Genomic DNA, 23,255 nt, shown 5'->3' on the forward strand with positions numbered 1-23,255 from the left:
CCGAAAACCTACATTTCTTTCTGCCGAAAACCTACATTTTTAAACTGCCCTTGACATGTTCTAAAAAGTTATATTTTCACATGATTAAAATGAGTTTTGATAAATTGAAATAATTAAATGAATTGCTTATATTAATTGATATTTAGCAAGTTGACATATACACTGTATGGATGAGTTCACTTGCTACACTAAGGATTGCACACTATGCCCCCGTGAATTAACGGGGCCAAGATTATAAATAATTACTTGAACGCACGTCCTCTTTTTTGCATGCTAAATTCTATTAAATAAAAATTCAAAATGGGCATAGATATTATAGATTTAAAGGCTGGTAATTTCGCTATTGTTTTGAACAAAAGCGGATTTAGTCAAAATCATTCAAAAAGATATGAAACAGGTCGTTCGAAACGATCTGTTTTAACTAAAATGCATTGGTTACTCAAAAAAATAGTAACAGTTAACTAAGCTCAACTTAGGGAGTGCCGTTTTAACACCCCTTTGTAAGAAATACAGGCGCCACTTTTGGCAGGCATGGGGTAAAAGACAATTTTGTCTAAAACTATATTTCTCCATAGGTGGAGAAAAGCTATTGGTCATAAAAGACTAACAGTATAAAATCTATAAACTTTAAAAATAAGTCTGCGTATAATTACTCAGGGGGTAACGTTTCGTTCAATGCTTATCAGTTGGGCAATAATTACTAAACGTAAAAATTTGTTTCACATCCTAGATAGTCATTTTAATGTTTTGACTATATTTTTTATTGTCATAACATCCCTAAGTACAAAAAAAGACCGCTAGTCCAATGACTAACGATCTACACGCCCCGATAGTATATTTATTTTTTGACTATATTTTGACTATATAGTTATGAAATTGATTGATAATTTTTAAAACTGTAATTCGTAAAACGTTTATTTATCAAGGCTTATAGCACCTTGTACACCTTGTGAAACACTCAATATTGGGCATATCGGTTCCAATCTTATCTACTTTCCAATTAGTTCCACCTGATAATGCTCTAACTTTTGAAACTTCTTTTTTAGAATTTTGAAGTGCATATGTTTTATGATTTGTAGCTAAACTTATTTCTTTAGGTGTACTCAAATTTTTAACTGTCATATTTTCAGTAATTACACCATCTGCAATAAAGTCTACATCTGAAGCATTTACCCATTCATGTGTTGAAACTCTATATTGTTTTACACCATTAACAGTTCTTAATTTATCTGTTTTCCATGAGGAATTAGCCATCAAACTTCGATTAGTTACTTTTTTATTATCATCGTTATATAGTGCATAGTGTTTTGCATCTTTATGTGTCGTAACTATTCCTGAAATCATAGTATTTTCATTAGAATTTGTATTATCTTTAGAAGGTGTTGGTTTGTCAGGAACGACATCTACCTCTTGTACAAGTTCAAGATAATTATAAGGGATAATATCCATGTCAAGATCGGATATTGCTTTTCTTAATGGTTTACCATTAACCGTAAATTTCAACTTATTATCCCGATCAGAATCACTCAATGAAGTAGAACTAACATTTGATAGTAACCTACTTCCTTCAGTTTGATCAAAATGGTAAGGTGCCCACTCACCGTAAACAATCTCCCCAAAAGATAAAGCTATAAGCCTATAATATGTCCCAGCTTTAAAAGTATCACCCATATCATCTATGGGAACGACATGGTCCATGAATCCTTCCTCATTAAAAAGTTCTGGACGATCCTTTTTAAGTACATCACTACTCATTGGTTCAAACTCTCTTGCATCTTTTTTACTTGTAGCATAAAAAGAAGGCCTCTCTGTCTTAATAAAATAAGGAAGATAAATACTCCTATTGTTCCCATCTTTACTAGTATCTGTCAATCGAGGAGAAACATATTTTTTTAAGTTATCAATTTCGGAAGTATTTTCAACAGGACTTACATTAACTATCCTTTTAATTGGGGTTCCTTCTTTTATGGTTATTTTAGATTTATAACTCAAATTGACTGACGTCGTTGGATTTTCTAAAACATTGAACTTCAATCCTTTTTTCCCTTCAACTCGGCCAGGTTCATTTCCCTTGTGATATAAGAAATCAACATCCATCGAAAAATCACTCTTATTATCTTGTAAGTTTCGCAATTCATCTTCTGTAGTTACTTGTTTACCATTGGAATCATATATTTTCAAACCAATAAATATATCATTGTTAGTCAAGTACTCTTCATCTGAATAAGGTAACGTTGAATTGGTTATATTTGAAAAGGAATCATAATCAAAGACAAAGTAAGTATCGCCATCTAATGGTACAATCCCTCCGCTTAAATTAAGCAGATTAACTAAATCCGGATAAAAGGCTTTTCTAACATTTCCTGATGTAAATTCATTGGCAATACTTTTCAGCCTAGAAACATCAATATTTGTTGCTTGACCATCACTTTCGTCAGCATAAACCTCAGTACTTTGAACAAGTGGGGTAAATACTGGACTAGCAAATAATAAGGTAGCACAAATAATCCCTGAATATTTAATTGATTTTTTCATGTTTTTTCCCCTTTAGCGTTATCTAAATTTCCCGAAATGTAAACGCTATTTATACCATATATATTATTAAAATTATGAGAAAAAATCAATATGATAAAATCAAAATATTAAAACACATAATATCATATATTGATATTATATAATGATATTTTTATTTCTTGTTCAATTTTTCAATCAAATATCCGATCATTAACCCTATCGCAGCAGGAACAATCCATGATAATCCCATGCTAGATAATGGCAGGTAATCATTTGCACTAATTAAAAAACTAATTTGTAAGTTTTTGGGCATCGAAACGGCTCCAGAGATAATTGCCGGAACAATCGTAAATAATGTAGTCATACCATAGATCCAACGTGAATCACCTAATATTGGTGACAAAACGGCCAATAATATCAAAACTATGGCTAACGGATAAATAAACATCAAAACCGGCGTGGAATACTTGATGATATTAGTTAGTCCCACATTGGCAAAAATACAAGGTATAACACTAGCAAAAATAATTAACAACTTATATGAGAGCTTTGGAAACATATTATTGATCGATTCACCAAAAGCTGATATAAGTCCAATAGCCGTTTTTAGACAAGCTATGATGACGATCAAAGCTAAAAGAATACTCCCAAAAGATCCGAAATAATAATTAAATATCTGAGCCAATGTAACTCCACCATTTTCAGCTCGACTGAATTGACCTAAACTCATTGTCCCAATCAATGCCAATAATGAATAAATGGCACCCATCAAAATAACACTAATAACACCCGACTTAATGGTGTCTTTAGCAATCTGCGTTGGTTCTGTTATCCCTAAATTTTTAATAGCATCAACCACAATGCTACCAAAAGCTAATGATGCTAAAGCATCCATCGTATTGTATCCTTCAGTGAAACCACTAAAAATAGGACTACCAACGTATGATTTATTAGGTTGAAATGATAAATCTCCCATGGGCTTTATCAAAGCAACAACAATCAATATCCCTAGCAAAATTAAAAACATTGGCGTTAACCATTTACCCACATACGTCATTAATTTACTTGGCTTTCTAGCAAAGAACCAAGCTGTTAGAAAGAAGATCACAGAGAAAACCGCTAAAACTAATTTCTCATTTCCATGACCTATAAAGGGAGCAATTCCCATTTGAAAAGATGATGTTGCTAGACGAGGTGTCGCAAAGAATGGACCAATCGTCAAATAAAGTAGAATAGTAAATCCATACGCATAAGGTCGATTTACCTTTTGAGCTAGTTCAAAAACATTCTCACTGCGAGTCATTCCCATACCAGCCACACCTAGAAGTGGCAGTCCGATTCCAGCAATCAAAAATCCAATAATTGCCAAAATAACATGACTACCTGCTTGTTGACCTAAAAAAACCGGAAAAATTAAATTTCCAGCTCCAAAAAATAGTCCAAATAACATTGAACCGATAAACATTAAATTACGCCAAGATAATTTAGATTTCATTATATAAACTCCCCCAAAAAGCACTATTACAAAGATAACAATTTTTTAAAAGTTTATACAGTTTTTTGTTGAATCTATCATAACTAAGGTCTAATACTTCAATAAGAATCTAAAATAGCCTAAAATAAGAATCAATTCTGGGAGATGATGGCATGAAACAAGTTGGGACTATACCATTGGAAACCGATCGTTTAGTGTTGAGACGTTTAACGATTGAAGATTCTGATGACATGTTTAATAACTGGGCTAGTGATTATAAAGTCACTAAATATTTGACATGGCGAACCTATAGGTCAGTGAAAGATGCTAAAGATTTTTTGATTGAAAAGGAAAAATCCTATCTTAATCCAGCCACATATGATTGGGGCATAGTTGTAAAAGAAACTAATGAACTTATCGGAACTATATCAGTCGTCAATATGGAAGAAAAAACCTATACGATGGAAATTGGTTATTGCATCGGTTCTAAATGGTGGGGCAATGGATATACCCCTGAAGCACTAGAACGTATCATCGAATTTTTGTTTGAAATGACTGATGTCAATCGAATCGAAGCTAAACACGACGATAACAACCATAATTCAGGACGTGTTTTAACCAAATGCCATATGAGATTTGAGGGAATCTTACGTGACAGTGGTTTAAATAACAACGGCGTTTGCGATGAAGCATATTATTCAATATTACGCCGTGAATATTACTAATGTTTTTTCTTTCCGCTTGCGGTTGAAAACCACGACCTGCTGTTTGGACCGGTTCAAGCCTTGGTCTTGAACCTCGATTTTTAGCTTTGCTAACGCAAATCTAAAAATACGTCCTGTAGTGTAAGTGCTAAAGCACTAACGCTACTACAACTGCTGGTCGTGGTTTTCAACCTCCAGCTACTTTAGCCTTTCATACCTTAAAAAATTAATTAACAACATCAAAAAAAGTCGTTACAAGAAATTATCCTTGTAACGACTTTTACTTTTAATTTCAAATATAGCCGGAGGTAGAAAATTTTGAACCAGCTGTGGAATAAGGACGAATTTTAAAATTCACCGGTTTGTGATGAAGTTTAAAATCGAGGTCCTAGACCTTGGCTAGGACCGGTCCCCACAGCAGGTTCAAAACTTTTCTACCGTAGGCGGCCAACACACTACAGTTTAGAAGTTAATTTAACATCTGGATATTTATTAGCAAACCAGTTTTCTGCAAATCTGTTTTCAAACAAGAATAATGGCTGATCATCCAAATCCTTAACTAACATATTTCTTGTAGATGACATTGCTGGATCAAGTTGTTCAGGATCGATCCAACGAGCTGTTCTGGAGCCGATTGGCTTCATAATAACATCACAGTTGTATTCATTCTTCATTCTGAATTGGAAAACTTCAAATTGTAGTTGACCAACAGCACCTAAGATGTAGTCATTAGTTGTATAAGTTCTATACAACTGAACCGCACCTTCTTGAACAAGTTGTTGCATCCCTTTGTGGAAAGATTTTTGCTTCATAACGTTCTTAGCTTGAACTTCCATAAACATTTCTGGTGTAAATTGTGGAAGATCTTCAAATTGAATAGATTTCTTACCAGTATAAATAGTATCTCCAATTTGAAAATTACCAGTATCGTATAAACCAACAATATCACCGGCAACAGCAGTTTTAACTTGTTCTCTTTGATCGGACATGAATTCAGTAGCGTTATTCAAACGCATTACTTTACCAGTTCTTTGTAAAGTAACATCCATTCCTTTATCAAACTCACCTGAACATATACGGACAAAAGCAATTCTGTCACGATGATTAGGATTCATATTAGCTTGAATTTTAAAGACAAAAGCTGAAAATTCTGGATCATCAGGTTTAACAACTTCATCACTATCTTGCATTTTATGTTCAGCTGGTGCTGGTGCCATATCTAAGAATGTATCCAAGAATGTTTGTACACCAAAGTTTGTCAAAGCTGAACCGAAAAATACTGGTGTTTGGTTACCTTTTTTGATCTTATCAAGATCAAAACTATTACCAGCTTCTTTGATTAGATCGACTTCACCAACAGCTTGCTCGTAAACACCTTCGCCTTCTAATTCTTCATTTCCAGCTGGTAATTTACCGTCTGTTAGTGGCAAATAGCGATCATCGCCTTCTTTACGGTATAGTTCAACACGATCATTAGCAATATCATAAAGACCCTTTAGTTCCTTACCCATACCAATTGGCCAATTCATTGCGCAACCTTCGATATTAAGTAAATCTTCAAGTTCTGCAATAAGATCTAATGGATCACGACCATCACGATCCAATTTGTTCATAAAGGTAAAAATTGGAATACCACGTTTTTTAACAACTTTAAATAATTTCTTTGTTTGAGGCTCAATACCTTTAGCAGAATCAATAACCATGACAGCCGCATCAACGGCCATCAAAGTACGATAAGTATCTTCAGAGAAATCTTCATGTCCTGGGGTATCCAAGATATTAACGTCTTTATCATGATAATGGAATTGCATAACTGAACTGGTTACTGAAATTCCACGTTTCTTTTCGATTTCCATCCAATCACTTGTAGCAAATTGTCCTGACTTTTTGGCTTTAACTGTACCGGCGGAACGAATAACCCCACCAAAATAGAGCATTTGCTCTGTTATTGTTGTCTTACCCGCATCCGGGTGAGAAATAATTGCAAATGTTCTACGCTTGTTAACTTCATTTTCTAATTGTTTTTGTTCCATATTATCTCCTAGTAACTCTTCTTAAACATGTTGCTTGTAACTACTTTTACTTTTTCATCGGGAATGGTAACAATAACGTCCTCGATTTTTGAACCATCCATTTTACCTGAAGTTATTTCAGTTCCATCTTCTAAGTTAAAAGATTTAGGATGATTATTATCTGGAATTTCCCCAACATTCATAATTAAAAATCCGGCAATTGTATCAACATCATCAACATGAATATCTTCATCAAACATATCGTTGAAGTCTTCAATTGATAAACGACCGAAAACTGAATATTTATTAGGACTGATTCGTTGATAATTAGATGTCGCTTCATCATATTCATCATCGATCTCTCCAACAATTTCTTCCAAAATATCTTCGATAGTAGCTAGACCGACGATTCCACCATACTCATCAACAACCATACTGATTTGTGTCTGAGTGCTGCGCATCTTTAATAAAACAGAATCAATATTAGTTGATTCCTGAACAAATAAAGGCTCTTTCATGATTTCATTCAAACTAATATTATCAAATCCTGATTCACGGGCCTTCTTCAATAGATCTTTAATATGTATTATTCCAATGACCTTATCTTTATCTCCACCATAGATGGGTATTCTAGAATAAGGCTGATTCAAAATCGAATCAATATTTTCATTAATTGGATCATTTATATCAATCATAAAAGCATCTATTCGAGGAACCATAATTTCTCGAACAGTTTTATCACCAAAACGAATAATTCCTTGTAACATTTCAAACTCATCAGAATTTATCGTTCCACTTTGACGTGATTTTTGGATAGTAGCCAGCATTTCATTTCTACTTACTGGCTCATCTTTTTGACTAAAGTCAATTGGTGTTATCTTCATCAAGAGCTCAATTGTAGCCGTCAATAACCAGACAAATGGTTTTAATAACTTTCCAAATAGATTGATCATTGGTTCAGTAAAGCTTGCTACTTGATATGGACGATGTAATGCGATCCTTTTGGGATATAATTCACCGAATACTAGTGATATGTATGAAAGTATCACCGTAATAACAATAATAGAAACTTCTCTACTACCTGGGAAAGTTCCTATTAGACTTTCAAACCTGGTACTCAAACTCGTTGCTGCACTCGCCGATGAAAGAAAACCTGCCAAAGTAATTGCAACTTGAATAGTTGATAAGAAACTATTCGGATTATTGATTGCTTTTAAAACTTTAACAGCCCGACGATTTCCGTTGTCGGCTTTTTCCTCCACTTTGGTTTTATTAACCGAGACAATTGCCATTTCGCCAGCAGCAAAGAAGGCATTCAAAAGTGTTAGAACAACAATTAAGATCAATTGACCTAAAAGCGTCGCTCCGGTAGGATCATCACTCATTAAATTTTCACTCTCTTTCATAAAGAACTTTAAACAAAATTGATAGAATCATTATAGCAGGTGTTAAAGTTTTCAACAATAAAGCTTTTTCATGCTAGAATTAAGATATCAATAGATTGAGGTACTAATAATGTCTAATAAAAAGATCGCAGTTATTTATCTTTTCTTTTTTATCATCCCATATGTTGTTTGCTTGGGAGTAGTGGGAATTTCATACAACGCTTTAGTCCTACACGCTCTAACGTGGAGAGTTATTGCTGGAGGTATTGTCGGTGCATTTGGAATGTTTGCTGTAAAAGTAATTGCCCAGCGCCCGGTTTTGATAATGTATCGTTCATCAACAACTAAAGCACTTAAAAATTTAATAAATTTCTTTATCCTTGAACGAAAAAAAACAACCATCGGCTTAAATTTAATGGTGGATTTCTTATTGTCGATTGCAAGTATTTATATTGTTGCTAAATTAATTCCGTTATCCACAATAATCGGTTCTGCTATTGGTTGGTTAGTACTGATTCTCATAGTATCACTCACTTTAGCATCATATTTAGAATTTGAATCATTATCTATTTATTCAAGTAAAAGTAAAAAATGAGAAAAAAAACACTTGACTTAGAGATTTTTTAATAATAGTCTTTAGTCATTAAATTAATAGAGGGAGGTTTTAGACATGACAAACTTAAACAACGTAAAACAAATGCAAGCATGTTGTTGTGTAGTAATGATGCAAAATACATTACTATACTATTTCGGCATGCCTAATACCACTCTCAATTAACACACGTAGTGTAAATAATTAAGGAGAGCTGACATTAGTCAGCTCTCCTTTTTTTTATACCTACAGAAAGGGGGAAATAAATGAGTTGGGAAATTATTAAACAGAGTTTACCAATGTTTCAACAAGGATTTCTATTAACGCTTTATTTATCACTGATCGGAATAATAGGCTCAATCATTGTTGGGATAATTTGTAGTCTCGTCGAGTACTTCAAAATTCCAGTTTTAAATAAAATACTTAAAGTTTATATTGAAATTTCTAGAAATACACCTTTACTGATTCAATTATTCTTTTTGTACTATGCATTCCCTGCTATGGGAATCAAAATGAGTGCTCAACTTTGTGGGATCATCGGACTTATTTTCTTAGGTGGAAGTTATATGTCAGCTGGATTTAGTGGTGGATTCAATGGAGTAAATAAAAAGCAAGTCGAATCTGGTAAAGCCATTGGTTTAAGTCGTTGGCAATTAGCAAGGTATGTTATCTTTCCACAAGGATTTGCATTAAGCATCCCTGCTTTAGCAGCAAATATTATCTTCTTGATCAAAGAGACTTCTATTTTTACTGTTATTGCAATTCCAGAACTAACTAACACGGCATTAGATTTGATCGGGCTGTATTACAATTCCAATGAATATTTATTCGTCTTGGTTGTTGCATACGCAATCATCTTAATTCCACTATCAATTATTCTGACATTACTTGAAAGGAGGGTTCGTTATGGCACATTCGGGAATTAACGTTTTGTTTGAGGGAACAAACTTAACACGATTATTACTAGGAATGTGGACAACTTTTAAGATTGCTGCCGTCGCCATTATTATTGGTCTCATCATAGGAATAATCTTGGGGATCCTTAGAACCTTCCATAATCCAATTTTAAGATTTGTTCTTAGAATCTATCTTGAATTTTTCAGAATAGTTCCGACGGTCGTATTACTATTTTTATTCTATTATATATTGCCCAGACAAATGAATCTTCATATGCCTGGTACTCAAGTGGCGATGCTCGTTTTCTCTTTATGGGTAGCTGCTGAAATGAGTGACATCGTTAGAGGCGCTTTGATATCCGTTCCAATACATCAAAAAGAATCAGGATTAGCAATTGGTTTGAATAAATTTCAACTTTATCGCTATGTTCTAGTTCCTCAAGCGGTTCAACTTGAATTGCCTGCTACGATCAACTTAATAACTCGTGTCATCAAAACAACTTCACTATTAATGCTAATAAGTGTTATGGATGTTGTAAATATCGGACAACAAATAGTTGAAGCAAATAATCAAAAATATCCCACCGGAGTCTTTTGGATCTACGGATTAATATTTTTACTATATTTCTTGATCGACTACCCACTATCTTGGTGGGCGGGACGCTTAGAGAAGAAGAGATTGGAGCAAACAAATGGCGAATGAAGTTTTAAAAGTTGAACATTTGGATAAGTATTATCAGAAGAAACATGTTTTGCACGACATCAACTTCACTATTTCTAAAGGCGAAGTTATCACATTACTTGGACCTTCAGGATCTGGTAAAAGTACCTTGATAAGATGTTTAAACGGTCTTGAAGACTTTAGAAATGGTGAAATAACTTTTGAGGGTAAAAAAGTTATTCCTAATGAAAAAAATTGGCAACAGTTAAGACAAAAAATCGGAATGGTTTTTCAAAGTTATGACCTCTTCCCTAATCTAACTGTTTTAGAAAATATTTTATTGGGACCTACTAAAGTACAAAAGAGAAATGTTGATGAAGTAAAACAAGAAGTTGATAAACTTTTGCAGAAGGTAGATCTACTGGATTATAAAGATGCCTATCCTAGACAACTATCTGGTGGTCAAAAACAAAGAATTGCTATCATTAGAGCATTGGCACTTCATCCTGAATTCATGCTTTTTGATGAAGTTACAGCTTCACTAGATCCCGAAATGGTTCGCGGGGTCTTAAATATTATTCAAGATTTAGCAGACGAAGACAATATGACAATGATCATTGTCACACACGAAATGAACTTTGCACAACAGATAGCTGATAGAGTCTTATTTTTAAAGGATGGGAACATTTTAGAAGATACATCGGGTAAAGAATTTTTTAAAAATCCAAAAACTGATCAAGCACAGGAATTTTTACAAAGTATGAATTTTTAATTGGGGGAAAATATTATGAAGCACAAGTTATTAGTTAAGTTAGTCGCACTAGTAGGAATAATTGCCAGTATTACTTTGGTTTTAGCTGGTTGTGGTTCATCATCTAGTTCTGAAAGTAATAATCCTAGTAGTGTTGAAAAGATTCAAAAACGTGGTACTATTCGAGTTGCTGTCTTTGGAGATTTGCCACCTTACGGCTGGGTAAATAAAGATGGTAAACGTGTTGGTTATGATATTACTTTGGCAAGAAAGATTGCTAAGGATTTAAATGTTAAACTTAAGTTTGTTCAAGTAAATGCCAATAACCGTGTTGACGCATTGAACTCTAATAAAGTAGATATTGTTTTAGCAAACTTCACCGTTACACCTGAAAGAAAAGATGTTGTTGATTTTGCTAAAGCATATATGAAGGTCTCTGTTGGTGTTGTTTCACCAAAAGATTCTCCAATTACTAAAGTCAGTCAATTAAATGGTAAGAACTTAATTGTTACTAAAGGTACTACTGCTGAAAATTACTTCACATCTAAGCAAAAGAGCGTTGACTTATTGAAGTTTGATTCTAAAACACAACAATTTAATGCTCTAAAGAATAATCGTGGAGTGGCCTTAGCCGATGACAATTCCTATTTATACGCCTGGGTAAAAGATAATCCTACCTATACTGTAGGAATCAAAAATATTGGACCTAATCAATACATCTCACCTGCTGTTAAAAAAGGTAACAAGTCATTATTGAATTGGACTAATAAAGAGATAAAGAAATTGAACAAGCAAGGCTTTTTCACTGATGATTACAATAGCCAGTTGAAACCATATTTTGGCGATGAAGTCAAACCATCAGACATCATTTTGCCACAAAAGTAAAATTAAAAAGACATATCTTTTCAAACATGTTGTTATTTGTGAGAAAATAGAAAATGGAAAATTTTTATAATTGGGAGATTATTTAATATGAAGAAAAGAATTGCGTTAATAATAGCTGCTGCATTTGCTTTCATCTTGGTATTAAGCGGATGCTCTAGCAACAGTGCCGAAAATGACACTAAGACAAAGGGAACTTTAACTGTTGGTCTTGAGGGGACTTTCGCACCATATTCATATCGTGAACATGGCAAGTTGACAGGATTTGAAGTTGAATTAGCAAGAGATGTTGCTAAAGAACTAGATTTGAAAGTTAAATTCGTACCAACAAAATGGGACTCACTTATTGCTGGACTAAACTCAAAGACATTTGATGTTGTCTTCAATAACGTGGCTATCAATCCTTCACGTAAGAAACAATACATTTTCTCAACACCATACATCTACTCAAAATCAGTTATCGTAACTAAGAAAGATAATACTGAAATCAAGTCGATCGATGATGTTAAGGGTAAGAAGTTAGGTGAAGGTACTGGTACTGATAACTACAATAAGGCTAAGAAATTTGATGCCGATGTTGTTCCATCATCAGATTACCAAACAACACTATCAATGATTGATCAAGGTCGTATTGCAGGTACTATCAATTCTAAAGAATCGTTCTTGACATGGAAGAAAGACGGTCACCAAAATACTGACTTACACTATATCGAAATTCCATCAAGCAAGATCGAAACATCTAAAATTGCACCTATCTACAATAAGAACTCAAAACACTTACGTGACAGAGTTAATAAGGCACTTAAGAAGCTTGAAAAAGATGGTACATTAACTAAGTTATCTAAGAAATACTTTACAGATGACATTACTAAAAAATAATTTCTAATTTAAGTCAGCGAGAGGGGTTTGCTATTCCATGTGGGATATTATCATAACGTCGCTTCCGGAAATGGTTGGAGCTATGCTTCAATTTACTATTCCTTTAGCCGTAATATCGTTTATTCTAGGATTGATCCTAGCAGTTTTAACAGCACTAATTAAATTTATTGAACCTAGTGAGAATAAGGCTATTCGTTATCCTTACCTATTATTACGAGGTATTGCCAATTTTTATGTCTGGCTATTTCGTTCAACGCCTTTACTAGTTCAATTGTTCATCATATTCTTTGGATTACCAAGTATTGGTGTTCAGTTACCAGCTTTCACAGCTGCTGTAATTGGATTCTCATTAAATACCGGGGCATATGCATCTGAAACCATTCGTTCTGCACTCTTATCTGTACCACAGGATCAATGGGATGCAGCATATACACTGAATTTTTCAACTAGACAGACACTGATGAAAATCGTCTTGCCACAAGCGGTAAGAATCGCCTTACCTCCACTATCCAATTCATTTATTGGTTTAGTTAAGGATACATCTTTGGCCAGTTCGATCACTATTTTGGAAATGTTCCAAGTTAGTCAACAAATCACAGCAAAGAATTATCAACCACTATTGATGTATACACTAGCTGCTGCTTTATACGCAATTGTCTGCTCGTTGCTTAGTTGGCTACAACATTACTTAGAACACAGAACTTCTAAATATGTGAAAGGGAGTGAAGCATAATGATTTCAATGAAAAATATTATTAAGAAATATGACGGCAAAACCGTTTTGAATGATATTAGCGTTGACTTCCCTAGTGGTAAAACTTCAGTTATTCTTGGACCTTCAGGTTCTGGTAAATCTACATTGTTGCGTTCATTAGACCTACTAGTCAGACCTGAAAGTGGATCAGTTAGTTTTCCTGATTTATCAGTTAACTACGCTGAACCAATTTCTAAAAAAGATAGTTTTAGTTTAAGAAGAAAGACTAGTATGGTCTTTCAAAATTGGAATCTTTTCCCTAACCTAACAGTTTTAGATAACATTACAGCTGCTCCAATAACTGTTTTAAAAACTTCTAAGGCAGATGCTGAAAAAGAAGCTAGATCTTTATTAAGACAAGTTGGATTAGAAGGATTAGAAAAACGCTATCCTAGCCAATTATCTGGTGGACAACAACAACGTATTTCAATTTGCCGCGCCTTAGCTATCAATCCAGAATATATTCTACTTGATGAGCCAACAAGTGCCCTTGACCCTGAACTTGAAACACAAGTTTTAAAAATTCTTGAGAAACTTGCTAATGAAGGACAATCAATGATCATTGTTACTCACAATATGGAATTTGCTCGTTTAGTTGCTGATAAAATTGTTTTTATTGAAGATGGTAATAAAGTATTTGACGGAGAAACAAAAGATTTCTTTGAAAATCCCACACCTAGAATTAAGGACTTCCTATCAGGAATATCACTTGAAGCTGAAAATTAGAAATTGGGGTCGTGACATAAGTTACGACCTTTTTTTGTTTCTAAATTTTTATAGACTAAACGTGTGCCAAAAGACTGCAACCTCCACATAGCTACGAACCACAAATGATTGATAGTGCCAATCATTCGCGTCTCTAGGCTATGCTCCGGTGGCAAATCGTCTTTTGTCACACTCTATAGAAAATAAAAAAGACCGCGTAAGCGGTCTTTTTTTGTATATCGAGCAATCCTAATGGTGCGACAATTCTTTATATCGTTGCATCCATAGATCAACATAAGCCTGTGAGAACGGCCCTTTTCCTTTATCGATCCAATCAATTAAAACGTCAACGTTGCGATGTAAGATCGTATCTATTTCTGGCGGATAGTTCCACATTTTACTGTGTGCTGCATATTCATCTACATCAAGTAGACGCTTCTCTCCGTCAGGAAAGACTTTGACATCTAAATCATAATCAATATATTTGATGGCCTCTTTGTCTAAAGCAAATGGTGTCGCTAAATTGCAATAATAAGAAACCCCACTCTCACGAATCATAGCTATTATATTGAACCAGTAGTGCTTGTGAAAATAAACCAGTGCTGGTTCTCTTGTAACCCAACGGCGACCGTCAGATTCAGTAACAAGAGTGTTCTCATTACAACCAATAATTTCGTTTTCACTTGTCTTTAACACCATTGTTTCACGCCAAGTACGATGTAAATGACCATCATGCTTATAACTCTGGATTGCTACGTAATCTCCTTCTTTCGGGATCTGCATAAATTACCCAGCTTTCCAATTCTTGTTCACGAAAAATTATAACAGAGCTGTGAAACAAATAAAAGCTATTATAGTCTTAATTGTTAATCGTTTTCATTCTCATTCAAAACTTGCTTGATATCATCATAGCGATAGCCTTTACCCATTAGATATGTTATTAGTTTTGATTGATTATCATATCTTCGACTAACTTTGCCAACCATCTTACGAAGATTATCTAGTTCGGTATCGTCATCTTTTTCTAAATCCAAATTACTAATGGCCTCGTTAATAACATCCCCACTATATCCCTTTTGATAAAGACTCTGTTTTATCTTGGTCATTTGCTGCTGAAATGAAGCACGACGTTGTTTTCTAGCTTGTTTCTCAGCAAAATTTGTCGCATTTTCAATTAATCTATCCTCGTCAATTTGATCCATTTTATCTTGAATGATCAAACTAGGGACACCTTTTTGAATCATTTTTTGTTCAATGATTTTAGGACCGTTAACTGTAGTATTAAGTTGAGTATTGATAAAACTATTTGCATAGGATTCATCGTCCAAATAATTTAGATCCATCAATTTCTTTAATACAGCATCAATTGTTGGATAGTCATATTCTTTTTTAAAAAGGTAATCTTTCATTTCCTTTTTAGTTCGCAGCTGATAACTTAAATAGTTTGCGGCATCCCCATAAGCTTTATTTATATTCTCTCGATTTTTAATTTCTTTGATCTGAACATCTGTAAGCTCTTCATCTTTCATTAATCTAAAATCGACTAATGTCGCTTCTGACACTGGAAAAGCATATTCCCCATCAAGAAAAATATTATATCTGCCTTTTCTTTTTTGTGCTTGGACCTTCGTTACTTTTGCCAATATACTTACCTCACATGTTATACTCAAGTGTAAGTTTAACGTAGATTTTAAAAAAGGAAAAATAATGAATACAAATATAACAAGTGAATTAAAAATTGGGGACCGTTTTCCCCTAACAATTAAACGTATTGGAATTAACGGTGAAGGTATCGGGTTCTTTAAACACGTAATCGTTTTCGTTCCAAAGGCTGTGCCTGAAGATGTTATTGTCTGTGAAATCATTGATCTTCATGACAATTTTATCAACGGTAAAATTCATAAAATAAGAACTGCCAGTCCATATCGTAATCCAGATGTACCAGAATTAGCTAGTGAAGTCGGCGGATTAGAATTCGCTCATATCAAATATGAAGACCAATTAAAATTCAAGGCTGATATTTTACGTGAATCACTGGAAAAATATAAACCATACGCATATCAAAATTATCGTATAAAATCAACGGTTCCTTCTGTTCAACAAGAAAAATATCGTAATAAAGCTCAATTTCCAATTCAAGAAGTAAACGGTAAAATTCTTTGTGGATTATATAAAAATGGAACTCAAGATTTGGTTGATCTAACACAAATGCCTACACAAATGGACTTAACAATGTCTGCCATGCGTAAGATAGTTCAAATCATTAAAGATTTAGAGATTCCTGTTTTCAATCCCGAAAAGAAATCTGGAATTCTACGTATGATCGTCATTCGTGAATCAGTTGAATTTAATAAATTACAAGTTACATTCATCACTCGTTCACAAAAGTTCCTAAAAGAAAGACAAATCATTGAAAAAATTCAAGAAGAGATTCCTGAAGTTAGTTCAATTTCACAAAATATCAATCCCGACGATAAAGGTAGCGTTTGGGGGGATGAAACTAAATTGATCTGGGGAGATCAATATTTACAAGAAGACATCAACGGTTATGTATTTAATCTGTCCCCTCGTGCCTTTTTACAATTAAACTCACTTCAAACTGACAAATTATATGACCTAGCGACTGAAGCTCTTCATCCTGAAGCAAATGATATTTTATTAGATGCCTATTGTGGTGTTGGTACGATTGGAATTACTTTAGCCGATAGAGTTGAACACGTTTATGGAATTGAGATCATTCCTGAAGCTATTGAAGATGCTAAAAAGAACGCAGAATTAAACGGAATTGAGAATACTGATTATTATGTTGGTTCGGTAGATCAAGTTTATCCACAATTATTAACTGACAATGTTCACCCTAATGCCGTTATCGTTGATCCTCCACGTGTTGGACTTGATGGCAAGTTAATTGATACACTTCTTCGTCATCGTCCTGAAAAGCTTGTCTATGTCTCATGTAATCCATCAACTTTGGCAAAAGACTTAACTAGATTAACAAGTAAATACCGTGTGGATTATCTTCAACCTGTCGATATGTTCCCACAAACTCCACATGTTGAAACTGTTGTTAAATTATCTAGAAGATAACATTTTTCATTTGATCAAAAAGAGCTAGTAATCCGAATTTTGGGTTACTAGCTCTTTTGTTTAGCGCTTACAAAGATTAATATATATTTATCTAATAAAAAAGGGGCATATTATTATGGATAAAAATTTACCTGCTGTAGCACTTGGAACCTGGGCTTGGGGTGCAGAAAAAACTTTTGGTGATAATCTTAATGCAGAAAAATTAAAACCAGTTGTTGATGAAGCTATGAAAATGGGGCTAAATCTTTGGGATACCGCCGCAGTTTATGGAATGGGCATTTCTGAAACGGTCGTAGGTGAACTTTTAGAAAAATATGATCGTAACGACTACTATTTATCAACCAAATTTAGTCCACAAATTGCCAGTGAACATGAAAATGCCATGGAAGAAATGTTAAATGGAAGTTTGAAACGTTTAAAGACTGATCACGTCGATATTTATTGGATCCATCGTCCATCTGATGTTGAAAAATGGACTAAACAGCTTATTCCTCTTGTTAAATCGGGAAAAATTAAAAACGTAGGTGTCTCAAATCATAATCTAGCCGAAATAAAACAAGCTGAAAAAATTTTGAACGATGCTGGCATTAAATTAGCTGCCGTTCAAAATCACTTTAGCTTACTCTATCGTTCATCTGAAAAAGCCGGCATTATCGACTACTGCAATAAAAATGACATTACTTTTTACTCATATATGGTGCTTGAACAAGGTGCACTTAACGGACAATATAACGTAAATAATCCTCTACCAAGTGGATCTGAACGTGCCGAAAAGTATAATCAAATGCTTCCCGAATTAGAAAATTTAACTGCTAGAATGTCTGAAATCGGTAAAAAATACAACGCCAATACCGCGCAAATTGCTGAAGCATGGGCTATTAATAAAAATACTACTCCCATCATTGGTTTAACTAAGGAAAAATATCTTAAACCGACAAAAGATATGATAAATATCAAATTAACTGATGATGAAATAGAGCAATTAGAAAGCCTAGCCGCTAAAACTAATGTAGAGACTAAAGGATTTTGGGAACACGCAATGATTTAATCCAAATTAACCTTTTGGCGAATGAAATCCATTGCTGAAATAACTTGTTCCATTTCTTGTTCTGATAATTTTGAAAAGAGCTGATCAATTTGTTGGTCGGCTCTTTTTTTTATGATTTCTAAAGTACTGCGACCTAATTCAGTTAAACCAAGCAATTTAGAACGCTTATCTAAATCATCTACAGTTTGTTCGATATAGCCTCTTCTTTCCAAACTCTTTAAAACTCGGCTCAAATATCCTTTATCTATATCTAAAAAGGAAACTAAATCGTTAGCAGTTTGAAGTTTATTTTCATATATCTCTAGCAATAGCCGTGACTCCAAAACAGTCAATCCTGTTCCCAGATGATATTTATTAGTAAGTTGGAGTGTTCGAGTATAAAAGCGATTAAATTTTCTTACTTCATAAATTTTATCTGCATCCATCAAATTATGCTCCTATATTAAGTTGACAAAAATAACTAACGACATTATCATTAAAAAAGTTGCTTTTGTCAACTAATTAGGAGGCGCATTTAATGTCAAAAGAAACCAAGCTGTCACTGTGGATAGTCACCATAGGAAGCTTTTTTGGAGTACTTAGTTCCACTCTAATGAGTACAGCCCTACCTTCCATTATGACAACTTTTGGAATTACTGCCTCATCTGGTCAATGGTTAACCAATGGTTATATTATGGTCAACGCCATTATGATACCGACGAGTGCCTTTTTAATGAAGCGGTTCTCATTTAGAAAACTTTATCTTCTGTTTTCTATAATTTTTCTATTAGGAACAATTTTTGGTGCTTTTGCACAACAATACGTACTTTTAATTATTGGACGTATGATCCAAGCTATTGGTGCCGGAGTAATGATGCCACTAGTTAATGTTTTAGCCATGAGCGAGGCTTCAAAAAAATCTCGTGGTGCAATTATGGGAATAATTGGTTTAGCATTTAATTTTGCGCCGGTTGTTGGTCCAACACTTTCAGGATTTATCTTGTCACAATTTTCATGGAGATTTCTTTTTATCTTCGTAATACCTTTTACAGCAATAAATATTATTTTAGCAATTATGTACTTACCTGGACTGTCTAAGAAACAAGAGGTTTCATTCAATACTTTAGGACTAATTTTATCCAGTTTTGGATTACTATTTTTGTTATTTGGACTATCAAATATCGGGACAACCAAGGCTCTATCTTTCCATGTTATCGGTGCAATAATAATTGGATTAATTATATTGGTTATTTTTGTCTTTACTCAAACAAAAGCTCACAGTCCTTTTATTAACTTAAAGGTCTTTGGACGACAACAATATGATGTCGCAACAGTTATCAACATGTTATTAATGATAACTATGTACGGAAATACGATTATCATCCCACTTCTAGTGCAAAACGTTATGCATTACAGTGCCTTAGTATCTGGATTGGTAATTTTACCAGGTGCTACTTCAACAGCAATTTTATCTCCGATAAGTGGTCGCTTATACGATCGGTTTGGGATAAAAAGGTTAGTCGTTATTGGCTTAACCATCGATGTTATAGGTACAACGATGCAGTCCTTTGTTACTAAAGACACTTCGATTTTGACGGTAACTTTTGGACAATTTGTTAGACAATTAGGGCTTGTTTTAGTGCTCATCCCTATTCAAACCCACGCTCTATCTTCAGTTCCAAGTATGATGATCTCTGATGCGGTAGCTTTATTTAATACTTTAAGACAAGTCGCTGCTTCAGTAGGTACAGCTATTTTAGTTGGAATTATCAGTGTGACTGAAAACTTAATACCCGGTCATCATCTAGTAGGTGAACTGAGTGGTATCAAAGTAGGATTCGTAGTCTCGATCGGTATGATTTTACTCTGTTTAGTCATGACTATTTGGTTAAAATCTGAAAACTCATATGAACAATAAATTAATTGAATACAAAAAATACACGAAATTAGAACAAAACTATTTTCTCTTTAAAAAAACTAGGGCTGTGACATATGTCATAGCCCTAGTTTACATTTCCGAACTTTTTATAGCCTAAACGTGTAACAAAAGGCTGCAACCTCCACATAGTTACGAACCACGAATGATTGATAGTACCAATCATTCGTGATTCTAGACTATGTTCCGGTGGCAAAACGCCTTTTGTCCCACTCTCATGGATTTTTTTAAATCATTGTCTGCCAATCACGACTCCATAAAATTCCCATAGTTTTTTCACCAGTATGAACACTGATTGAAGGTCCTAAATGACTAACGGTCACACGAACACCAGGAAATGTTTCATGTAATTCGTCGACCCAAGCTTCTGACAAGACATCATTATTAGCATCAATTACAGTCGCATGGACTTTATAATCTACTTGCTCTAAATTCTTTTGTAATTCTAACAACATTAATCTCAAGCAATGTTTCATCGTACGTTCCTTACCGATTGCGATTATCTTTCCTTCTTTGTTGAAAGTAAGTAAAGGCTTGATATTTAAGAGATTTCCAATAACAGCAGAACGATTGCTCAATCGTCCTGTACGCATTAAATGCTTTAAATCATCAACCGCAAAATATACATCAGTTGTGGATCTTAATTCCTCTAACTTAGGTACGATTTCTTCTGCTTCCTTACCTTCTGCAACTAGTGCTCCGGCTAATAAACAAAGATTGGCCTCTCCAGCACTAGCAGCTAATGAATCCACAGGAAAAACCTTTGCTCGTGTATAACTTTTACAAAACATGCGTAAATTATCCATAAAAGAAGTTATTCCACTGGATAAATGAATAGAAATAATCTTATCCACACCACTATCCACTAACTTGTCATAAGCTTCTTCAATTTGTCCCATTGAAACTTGTGAAGTTGTTGGTAACTCTTTTTCATTTTTTAAATAGTCATAAAAAGTGTCCAAGTCTAACTCTTCAGTTTCCTTGTATGGCTTTCCATCTAAAATCACTGTAACTGGTAAAACAGTAATATTATACTTTTCAATTTGTTCAGGTGTTAAGTATGCTGCTGTATCTGTCACAACTGCCGTTGTCATAGATTGTCCTCGTTCCTTATATCAAATTTTTGTACGATTATAGTGCTTAAAGCATACCACAAAAACACTTTTTTCTAGACTAAAAATAATTAGTTTAATTAATTTTTACCACAATTTTGCTGCTATCAGTCCACCCCAACCATGACCAAATTTTGATAAGGCTAATTTCCTCAACTGTCGATAAACTTTCATAGATTCATCAGAAAAATGGTAGTCATTTTGTGAAAGTGCAATAAAGTTTCTATCTAATTCGTCAAGTGCATCTGGTATTTCTTTTACTCTCATAGAAATTTTTTCAGGTTTATTGATCACGCTATACGCAATGAAGACAAAGTTCTTTGCATCTTTATTATCTAAAGTAGAATTTAATTCATTTAAAAGATTATTTATCAAATCTAGTTTTGCTTCTTTTTTCATACTTATCTCGTCTCCCTTATGAACAACTAAATACTACTTTATTCCTTTATAAATATTATCATGATTGGCTCTTCGTCAAATAGCAGGATTTTACAATTCTAATCTTTATTAGATAATTTTAATACCTATACCAATTCTACTCAAAAACTGATTTAACAGAAATTTTATGATTTTTATTGACAATATTATCTAACAAGACTTATTATGTGTCTAACTTAATTTTAATCATTTTCTAATCAAAGGAGGTACTAATCATGATGCTATCAATTATTATTTTAATTATTGTGTTAGTCATTATTAAAAATATCAACTTGCATTCTAGTTGTACCTTCATTGGAGAATCTTTCTAATTCTCTATTGATCGGAAAACCAGGGAATGACCAAGTTGATATTTATTCAACTTGGTCATTTTTTCTTTTAAATTAAGAACACACTTAAGGAGATAATTGTATATGGCAAAAGCAGATGCATCAAAACTAGATTGGAATAACTTAGGATTCGCATATATGGACTTACCTTTTCGATTCCTTGCAACTTGGAAAGATGGCAAATGGTCAGATGGAGAACTAACTGAAGATAATACTTTACATATCAGTGAGGCTTCAACTATTTTGCATTATGGCCAAGGTGCTTTTGAAGGGTTAAAAGCCTATAGAACACCCGAAGATAAGATTCAATTATTCCGTCCCGATCAAAACGCAAAAAGATTCCACAATTCTTGTGAAAGATTATTAATGCCAGCTTTCCCAGAAGATAAATTTGTCGAAGCTGTTAAAAAGGTCGTCAAAGCAAACGCTGATTTTGTACCTCCATATGGTACAGGAGGAACATTATATATTCGTCCATTAATGATCGGTGTTGGTGATCAAATTGGTGTAAGTCCCGCCCCAGAATATCTCTTCACAGTTTTTGCACAACCGGTTGGTGCATACTTCAAAGGTGGCATGACTCCAATGAACTTTACAACTTCACAATATGATCGTGCAGCTCACAAAGGAACTGGTGAAGCCAAAGTTGGTGGAAATTACGCAGCTAGTCTTTTGCCACATCAAAATGCATCTCAAAAAGGATTTGCAGATTGTGTTTATTTAGATCCTGTTGAACATAGAAAAATTGAAGAAGCTGGTGCAGCTAACTTCTTTGGTATCACAAAAGATGATGTTTTTGTCACTCCTAAATCCCCTTCAATTCTACCTAGTGTTACAAAGTATTCACTACTTTGGTTAGCAGAACACAGACTAGGTTTAGGTACAGAACAAGGCGATGTCTACATTGACCAATTAGATAGATTTAAAGAAGCCGGTGCTTGTGGTACTGCCGCTGTTATCGCCCCAATTGGTGGTATTGAACATAACGGTGATCTACACGTCTTCTACAGTGAGACAGAAGTAGGTCCAGTTACACAAAAACTCTACGATGAATTAACTGGAATTCAATTTGGTACCGTAGAAGCACCAGAAAATTGGGTACAACAAGTAGACTAATA

22 protein-coding genes are annotated in these 23,255 nt (G+C 34.1%); 13 read left to right on the plus strand and 9 right to left on the minus strand.

Annotated elements, in window-relative coordinates:
* Window positions 1–921: 921 nt before the first annotated feature.
* Both FC72_RS02510 and brnQ read right to left on the minus strand, forming a co-directional pair.
* A complete protein-coding gene (locus tag FC72_RS02510; RefSeq protein ID WP_057764458.1) occupies window positions 922–2,535 on the minus strand; it encodes a hypothetical protein in 1,614 nt (537 codons plus the stop codon).
* A 151-nt stretch (window positions 2,536–2,686) separates the two neighbouring features.
* Complete coding sequence (gene brnQ, locus FC72_RS02515; protein ID WP_057764460.1) at window positions 2,687–4,009, minus strand: branched-chain amino acid transport system II carrier protein; 1,323 nt, start codon at window positions 4,007–4,009, stop codon at window positions 2,687–2,689.
* A 152-nt stretch (window positions 4,010–4,161) separates the two neighbouring features.
* On the opposite strand from brnQ, the gene FC72_RS02520 reads away from it, so the two are divergent.
* Window positions 4,162–4,713: a GNAT family N-acetyltransferase gene (locus tag FC72_RS02520; protein ID WP_057764462.1), complete on the plus strand. Its 552-nt coding sequence runs from the start codon at window positions 4,162–4,164 to the stop codon at window positions 4,711–4,713.
* A gap of 434 nt (window positions 4,714–5,147) precedes the next feature.
* Here the strand turns inward: FC72_RS02520 and FC72_RS02525 are convergent, their stop codons facing one another.
* Together FC72_RS02525 and FC72_RS02530 are read right to left on the minus strand one after the other, a co-directional pair.
* Entirely contained in the window at window positions 5,148–6,725 is a 1,578-nt protein-coding gene (locus FC72_RS02525) for a peptide chain release factor 3 (protein ID WP_057764464.1), read from the minus strand.
* 8 nt (window positions 6,726–6,733) lie between these two features.
* Window positions 6,734–8,110 (minus strand): hemolysin family protein, encoded by a 1,377-nt coding sequence (locus FC72_RS02530; protein ID WP_235805135.1) that lies wholly within the window; start codon window positions 8,108–8,110, stop codon window positions 6,734–6,736.
* Between the two features lie 109 nt (window positions 8,111–8,219).
* Here FC72_RS02530 and FC72_RS02535 point away from each other — a divergent pair, with 109 nt between their 5' ends.
* The 8 genes from FC72_RS02535 to FC72_RS02570 all read left to right on the plus strand — a co-directional run bounded on the left by FC72_RS02535 (window position 8,220) and on the right by FC72_RS02570 (window position 14,229).
* Complete coding sequence (locus FC72_RS02535; protein WP_057764468.1) at window positions 8,220–8,684, plus strand: hypothetical protein; 465 nt, start codon at window positions 8,220–8,222, stop codon at window positions 8,682–8,684.
* A gap of 263 nt (window positions 8,685–8,947) precedes the next feature.
* Entirely contained in the window at window positions 8,948–9,607 is a 660-nt protein-coding gene (locus FC72_RS02540; RefSeq protein WP_057764470.1) for an amino acid ABC transporter permease, read from the plus strand.
* The gene (locus FC72_RS02545) at window positions 9,588–10,280 is read left to right on the plus strand and encodes an amino acid ABC transporter permease (protein ID WP_057764472.1); all 693 of its coding nucleotides are present in this window, start codon (window positions 9,588–9,590) and stop codon (window positions 10,278–10,280) included. The genes FC72_RS02540 and FC72_RS02545 overlap by 20 nt, the downstream gene beginning before the upstream one ends.
* Window positions 10,270–11,010 (plus strand): amino acid ABC transporter ATP-binding protein, encoded by a 741-nt coding sequence (locus FC72_RS02550; protein ID WP_057764475.1) that lies wholly within the window; start codon window positions 10,270–10,272, stop codon window positions 11,008–11,010. Before FC72_RS02545 ends, FC72_RS02550 begins: the two co-directional genes overlap by 11 nt.
* Window positions 11,011–11,025: 15 nt before the next feature.
* Window positions 11,026–11,874 (plus strand): transporter substrate-binding domain-containing protein, encoded by an 849-nt coding sequence (locus tag FC72_RS02555; protein WP_057764477.1) that lies wholly within the window; start codon window positions 11,026–11,028, stop codon window positions 11,872–11,874.
* 87 nt (window positions 11,875–11,961) lie between these two features.
* The gene (locus FC72_RS02560) at window positions 11,962–12,750 is read left to right on the plus strand and encodes a transporter substrate-binding domain-containing protein (RefSeq protein WP_057764479.1); all 789 of its coding nucleotides are present in this window, start codon (window positions 11,962–11,964) and stop codon (window positions 12,748–12,750) included.
* Between the two features lie 37 nt (window positions 12,751–12,787).
* The gene (locus tag FC72_RS02565; RefSeq protein WP_057764481.1) at window positions 12,788–13,483 is read left to right on the plus strand and encodes an amino acid ABC transporter permease; all 696 of its coding nucleotides are present in this window, start codon (window positions 12,788–12,790) and stop codon (window positions 13,481–13,483) included.
* Window positions 13,483–14,229, plus strand: coding sequence for an amino acid ABC transporter ATP-binding protein (locus FC72_RS02570; RefSeq protein WP_057764483.1), 747 nt, complete (start codon window positions 13,483–13,485; stop codon window positions 14,227–14,229). Before FC72_RS02565 ends, FC72_RS02570 begins: the two co-directional genes overlap by 1 nt.
* Window positions 14,230–14,457: 228 nt before the next feature.
* On the opposite strand, the gene ntdP is transcribed toward FC72_RS02570, so the two are convergent.
* Both ntdP and recX read right to left on the minus strand, forming a co-directional pair.
* Window positions 14,458–14,991: a nucleoside tri-diphosphate phosphatase gene (ntdP, locus tag FC72_RS02575; RefSeq protein ID WP_057764485.1), complete on the minus strand. Its 534-nt coding sequence runs from the start codon at window positions 14,989–14,991 to the stop codon at window positions 14,458–14,460.
* 83 nt (window positions 14,992–15,074) lie between these two features.
* Window positions 15,075–15,851, minus strand: coding sequence for a recombination regulator RecX (recX, locus tag FC72_RS02580; protein ID WP_057764487.1), 777 nt, complete (start codon window positions 15,849–15,851; stop codon window positions 15,075–15,077).
* Between the two features lie 64 nt (window positions 15,852–15,915).
* On the opposite strand from recX, the gene rlmD reads away from it, so the two are divergent.
* Window positions 15,916–17,295, plus strand: a complete 1,380-nt coding sequence (gene rlmD, locus FC72_RS02585; protein ID WP_057764489.1) for a 23S rRNA (uracil(1939)-C(5))-methyltransferase RlmD — start codon at window positions 15,916–15,918, stop codon at window positions 17,293–17,295.
* 115 nt (window positions 17,296–17,410) lie between these two features.
* The gene (locus tag FC72_RS02590; RefSeq protein WP_057764491.1) at window positions 17,411–18,343 is read left to right on the plus strand and encodes an aldo/keto reductase; all 933 of its coding nucleotides are present in this window, start codon (window positions 17,411–17,413) and stop codon (window positions 18,341–18,343) included.
* Here the strand turns inward: FC72_RS02590 and FC72_RS02595 are convergent.
* Window positions 18,340–18,768 carry a MarR family winged helix-turn-helix transcriptional regulator gene (locus tag FC72_RS02595; protein ID WP_057764493.1) on the minus strand — a complete coding sequence of 143 codons (429 nt, stop codon included), beginning with the start codon at window positions 18,766–18,768 and terminating at the stop codon, window positions 18,340–18,342. The genes FC72_RS02590 and FC72_RS02595 overlap by 4 nt on opposite strands.
* A 92-nt stretch (window positions 18,769–18,860) precedes the next feature.
* Between FC72_RS02595 and FC72_RS02600 the strand changes: the two genes are divergently transcribed.
* On the plus strand, window positions 18,861–20,240 hold the full coding sequence (locus FC72_RS02600) for an MDR family MFS transporter (RefSeq protein WP_057764495.1): 1,380 nt from the start codon (window positions 18,861–18,863) through the stop codon (window positions 20,238–20,240).
* 245 nt (window positions 20,241–20,485) lie between these two features.
* On the opposite strand, the gene FC72_RS02605 is transcribed toward FC72_RS02600, so the two are convergent.
* Window positions 20,486–21,352, minus strand: coding sequence for a DegV family protein (locus FC72_RS02605; RefSeq protein WP_057764497.1), 867 nt, complete (start codon window positions 21,350–21,352; stop codon window positions 20,486–20,488).
* A gap of 105 nt (window positions 21,353–21,457) precedes the next feature.
* On the minus strand, window positions 21,458–21,769 hold the full coding sequence (locus FC72_RS02610) for a hypothetical protein (RefSeq protein ID WP_057764499.1): 312 nt from the start codon (window positions 21,767–21,769) through the stop codon (window positions 21,458–21,460).
* A gap of 452 nt (window positions 21,770–22,221) precedes the next feature.
* On the opposite strand from FC72_RS02610, the gene FC72_RS02615 reads away from it, so the two are divergent.
* Window positions 22,222–23,253: a branched-chain amino acid aminotransferase gene (locus FC72_RS02615; RefSeq protein ID WP_057764501.1), complete on the plus strand. Its 1,032-nt coding sequence runs from the start codon at window positions 22,222–22,224 to the stop codon at window positions 23,251–23,253.
* Window positions 23,254–23,255: the final 2 nt, after the last annotated feature.

This window comes from Companilactobacillus tucceti DSM 20183 (assembly GCF_001434665.1).
GTDB lineage: Bacteria > Bacillota > Bacilli > Lactobacillales > Lactobacillaceae > Companilactobacillus > Companilactobacillus tucceti.

Bases quoted from the DNA above. Each gene is read 5' to 3' on its own strand.
- FC72_RS02610 (WP_057764499.1), bottom strand. From the start codon at position 21,769: ATGAAAAAAGAAGCAAAACTAGATTTGATAAATAATCTTTTAAATGAA.
- FC72_RS02565 (WP_057764481.1), top strand. From the start codon at position 12,788: ATGTGGGATATTATCATAACGTCGCTTCCGGAAATGGTTGGAGCTATG.
- FC72_RS02590 (WP_057764491.1), top strand. From the start codon at position 17,411: ATGGATAAAAATTTACCTGCTGTAGCACTTGGAACCTGGGCTTGGGGT.
- FC72_RS02555 (WP_057764477.1), top strand. From the start codon at position 11,026: ATGAAGCACAAGTTATTAGTTAAGTTAGTCGCACTAGTAGGAATAATT.
- FC72_RS02600 (WP_057764495.1), top strand. From the start codon at position 18,861: ATGTCAAAAGAAACCAAGCTGTCACTGTGGATAGTCACCATAGGAAGC.
- brnQ (WP_057764460.1), bottom strand. From the start codon at position 4,009: ATGAAATCTAAATTATCTTGGCGTAATTTAATGTTTATCGGTTCAATG.
- FC72_RS02525 (WP_057764464.1), bottom strand. From the start codon at position 6,725: ATGGAACAAAAACAATTAGAAAATGAAGTTAACAAGCGTAGAACATTT.
- FC72_RS02605 (WP_057764497.1), bottom strand. From the start codon at position 21,352: ATGACAACGGCAGTTGTGACAGATACAGCAGCATACTTAACACCTGAA.
- FC72_RS02540 (WP_057764470.1), top strand. From the start codon at position 8,948: ATGAGTTGGGAAATTATTAAACAGAGTTTACCAATGTTTCAACAAGGA.
- FC72_RS02510 (WP_057764458.1), bottom strand. From the start codon at position 2,535: ATGAAAAAATCAATTAAATATTCAGGGATTATTTGTGCTACCTTATTA.
- FC72_RS02535 (WP_057764468.1), top strand. From the start codon at position 8,220: ATGTCTAATAAAAAGATCGCAGTTATTTATCTTTTCTTTTTTATCATC.
- FC72_RS02570 (WP_057764483.1), top strand. From the start codon at position 13,483: ATGATTTCAATGAAAAATATTATTAAGAAATATGACGGCAAAACCGTT.
- FC72_RS02615 (WP_057764501.1), top strand. From the start codon at position 22,222: ATGGCAAAAGCAGATGCATCAAAACTAGATTGGAATAACTTAGGATTC.
- ntdP (WP_057764485.1), bottom strand. From the start codon at position 14,991: ATGCAGATCCCGAAAGAAGGAGATTACGTAGCAATCCAGAGTTATAAG.
- FC72_RS02550 (WP_057764475.1), top strand. From the start codon at position 10,270: ATGGCGAATGAAGTTTTAAAAGTTGAACATTTGGATAAGTATTATCAG.
- rlmD (WP_057764489.1), top strand. From the start codon at position 15,916: ATGAATACAAATATAACAAGTGAATTAAAAATTGGGGACCGTTTTCCC.
- FC72_RS02560 (WP_057764479.1), top strand. From the start codon at position 11,962: ATGAAGAAAAGAATTGCGTTAATAATAGCTGCTGCATTTGCTTTCATC.
- FC72_RS02530 (WP_235805135.1), bottom strand. From the start codon at position 8,110: ATGAAAGAGAGTGAAAATTTAATGAGTGATGATCCTACCGGAGCGACG.
- FC72_RS02595 (WP_057764493.1), bottom strand. From the start codon at position 18,768: ATGGATGCAGATAAAATTTATGAAGTAAGAAAATTTAATCGCTTTTAT.
- FC72_RS02520 (WP_057764462.1), top strand. From the start codon at position 4,162: ATGAAACAAGTTGGGACTATACCATTGGAAACCGATCGTTTAGTGTTG.
- FC72_RS02545 (WP_057764472.1), top strand. From the start codon at position 9,588: ATGGCACATTCGGGAATTAACGTTTTGTTTGAGGGAACAAACTTAACA.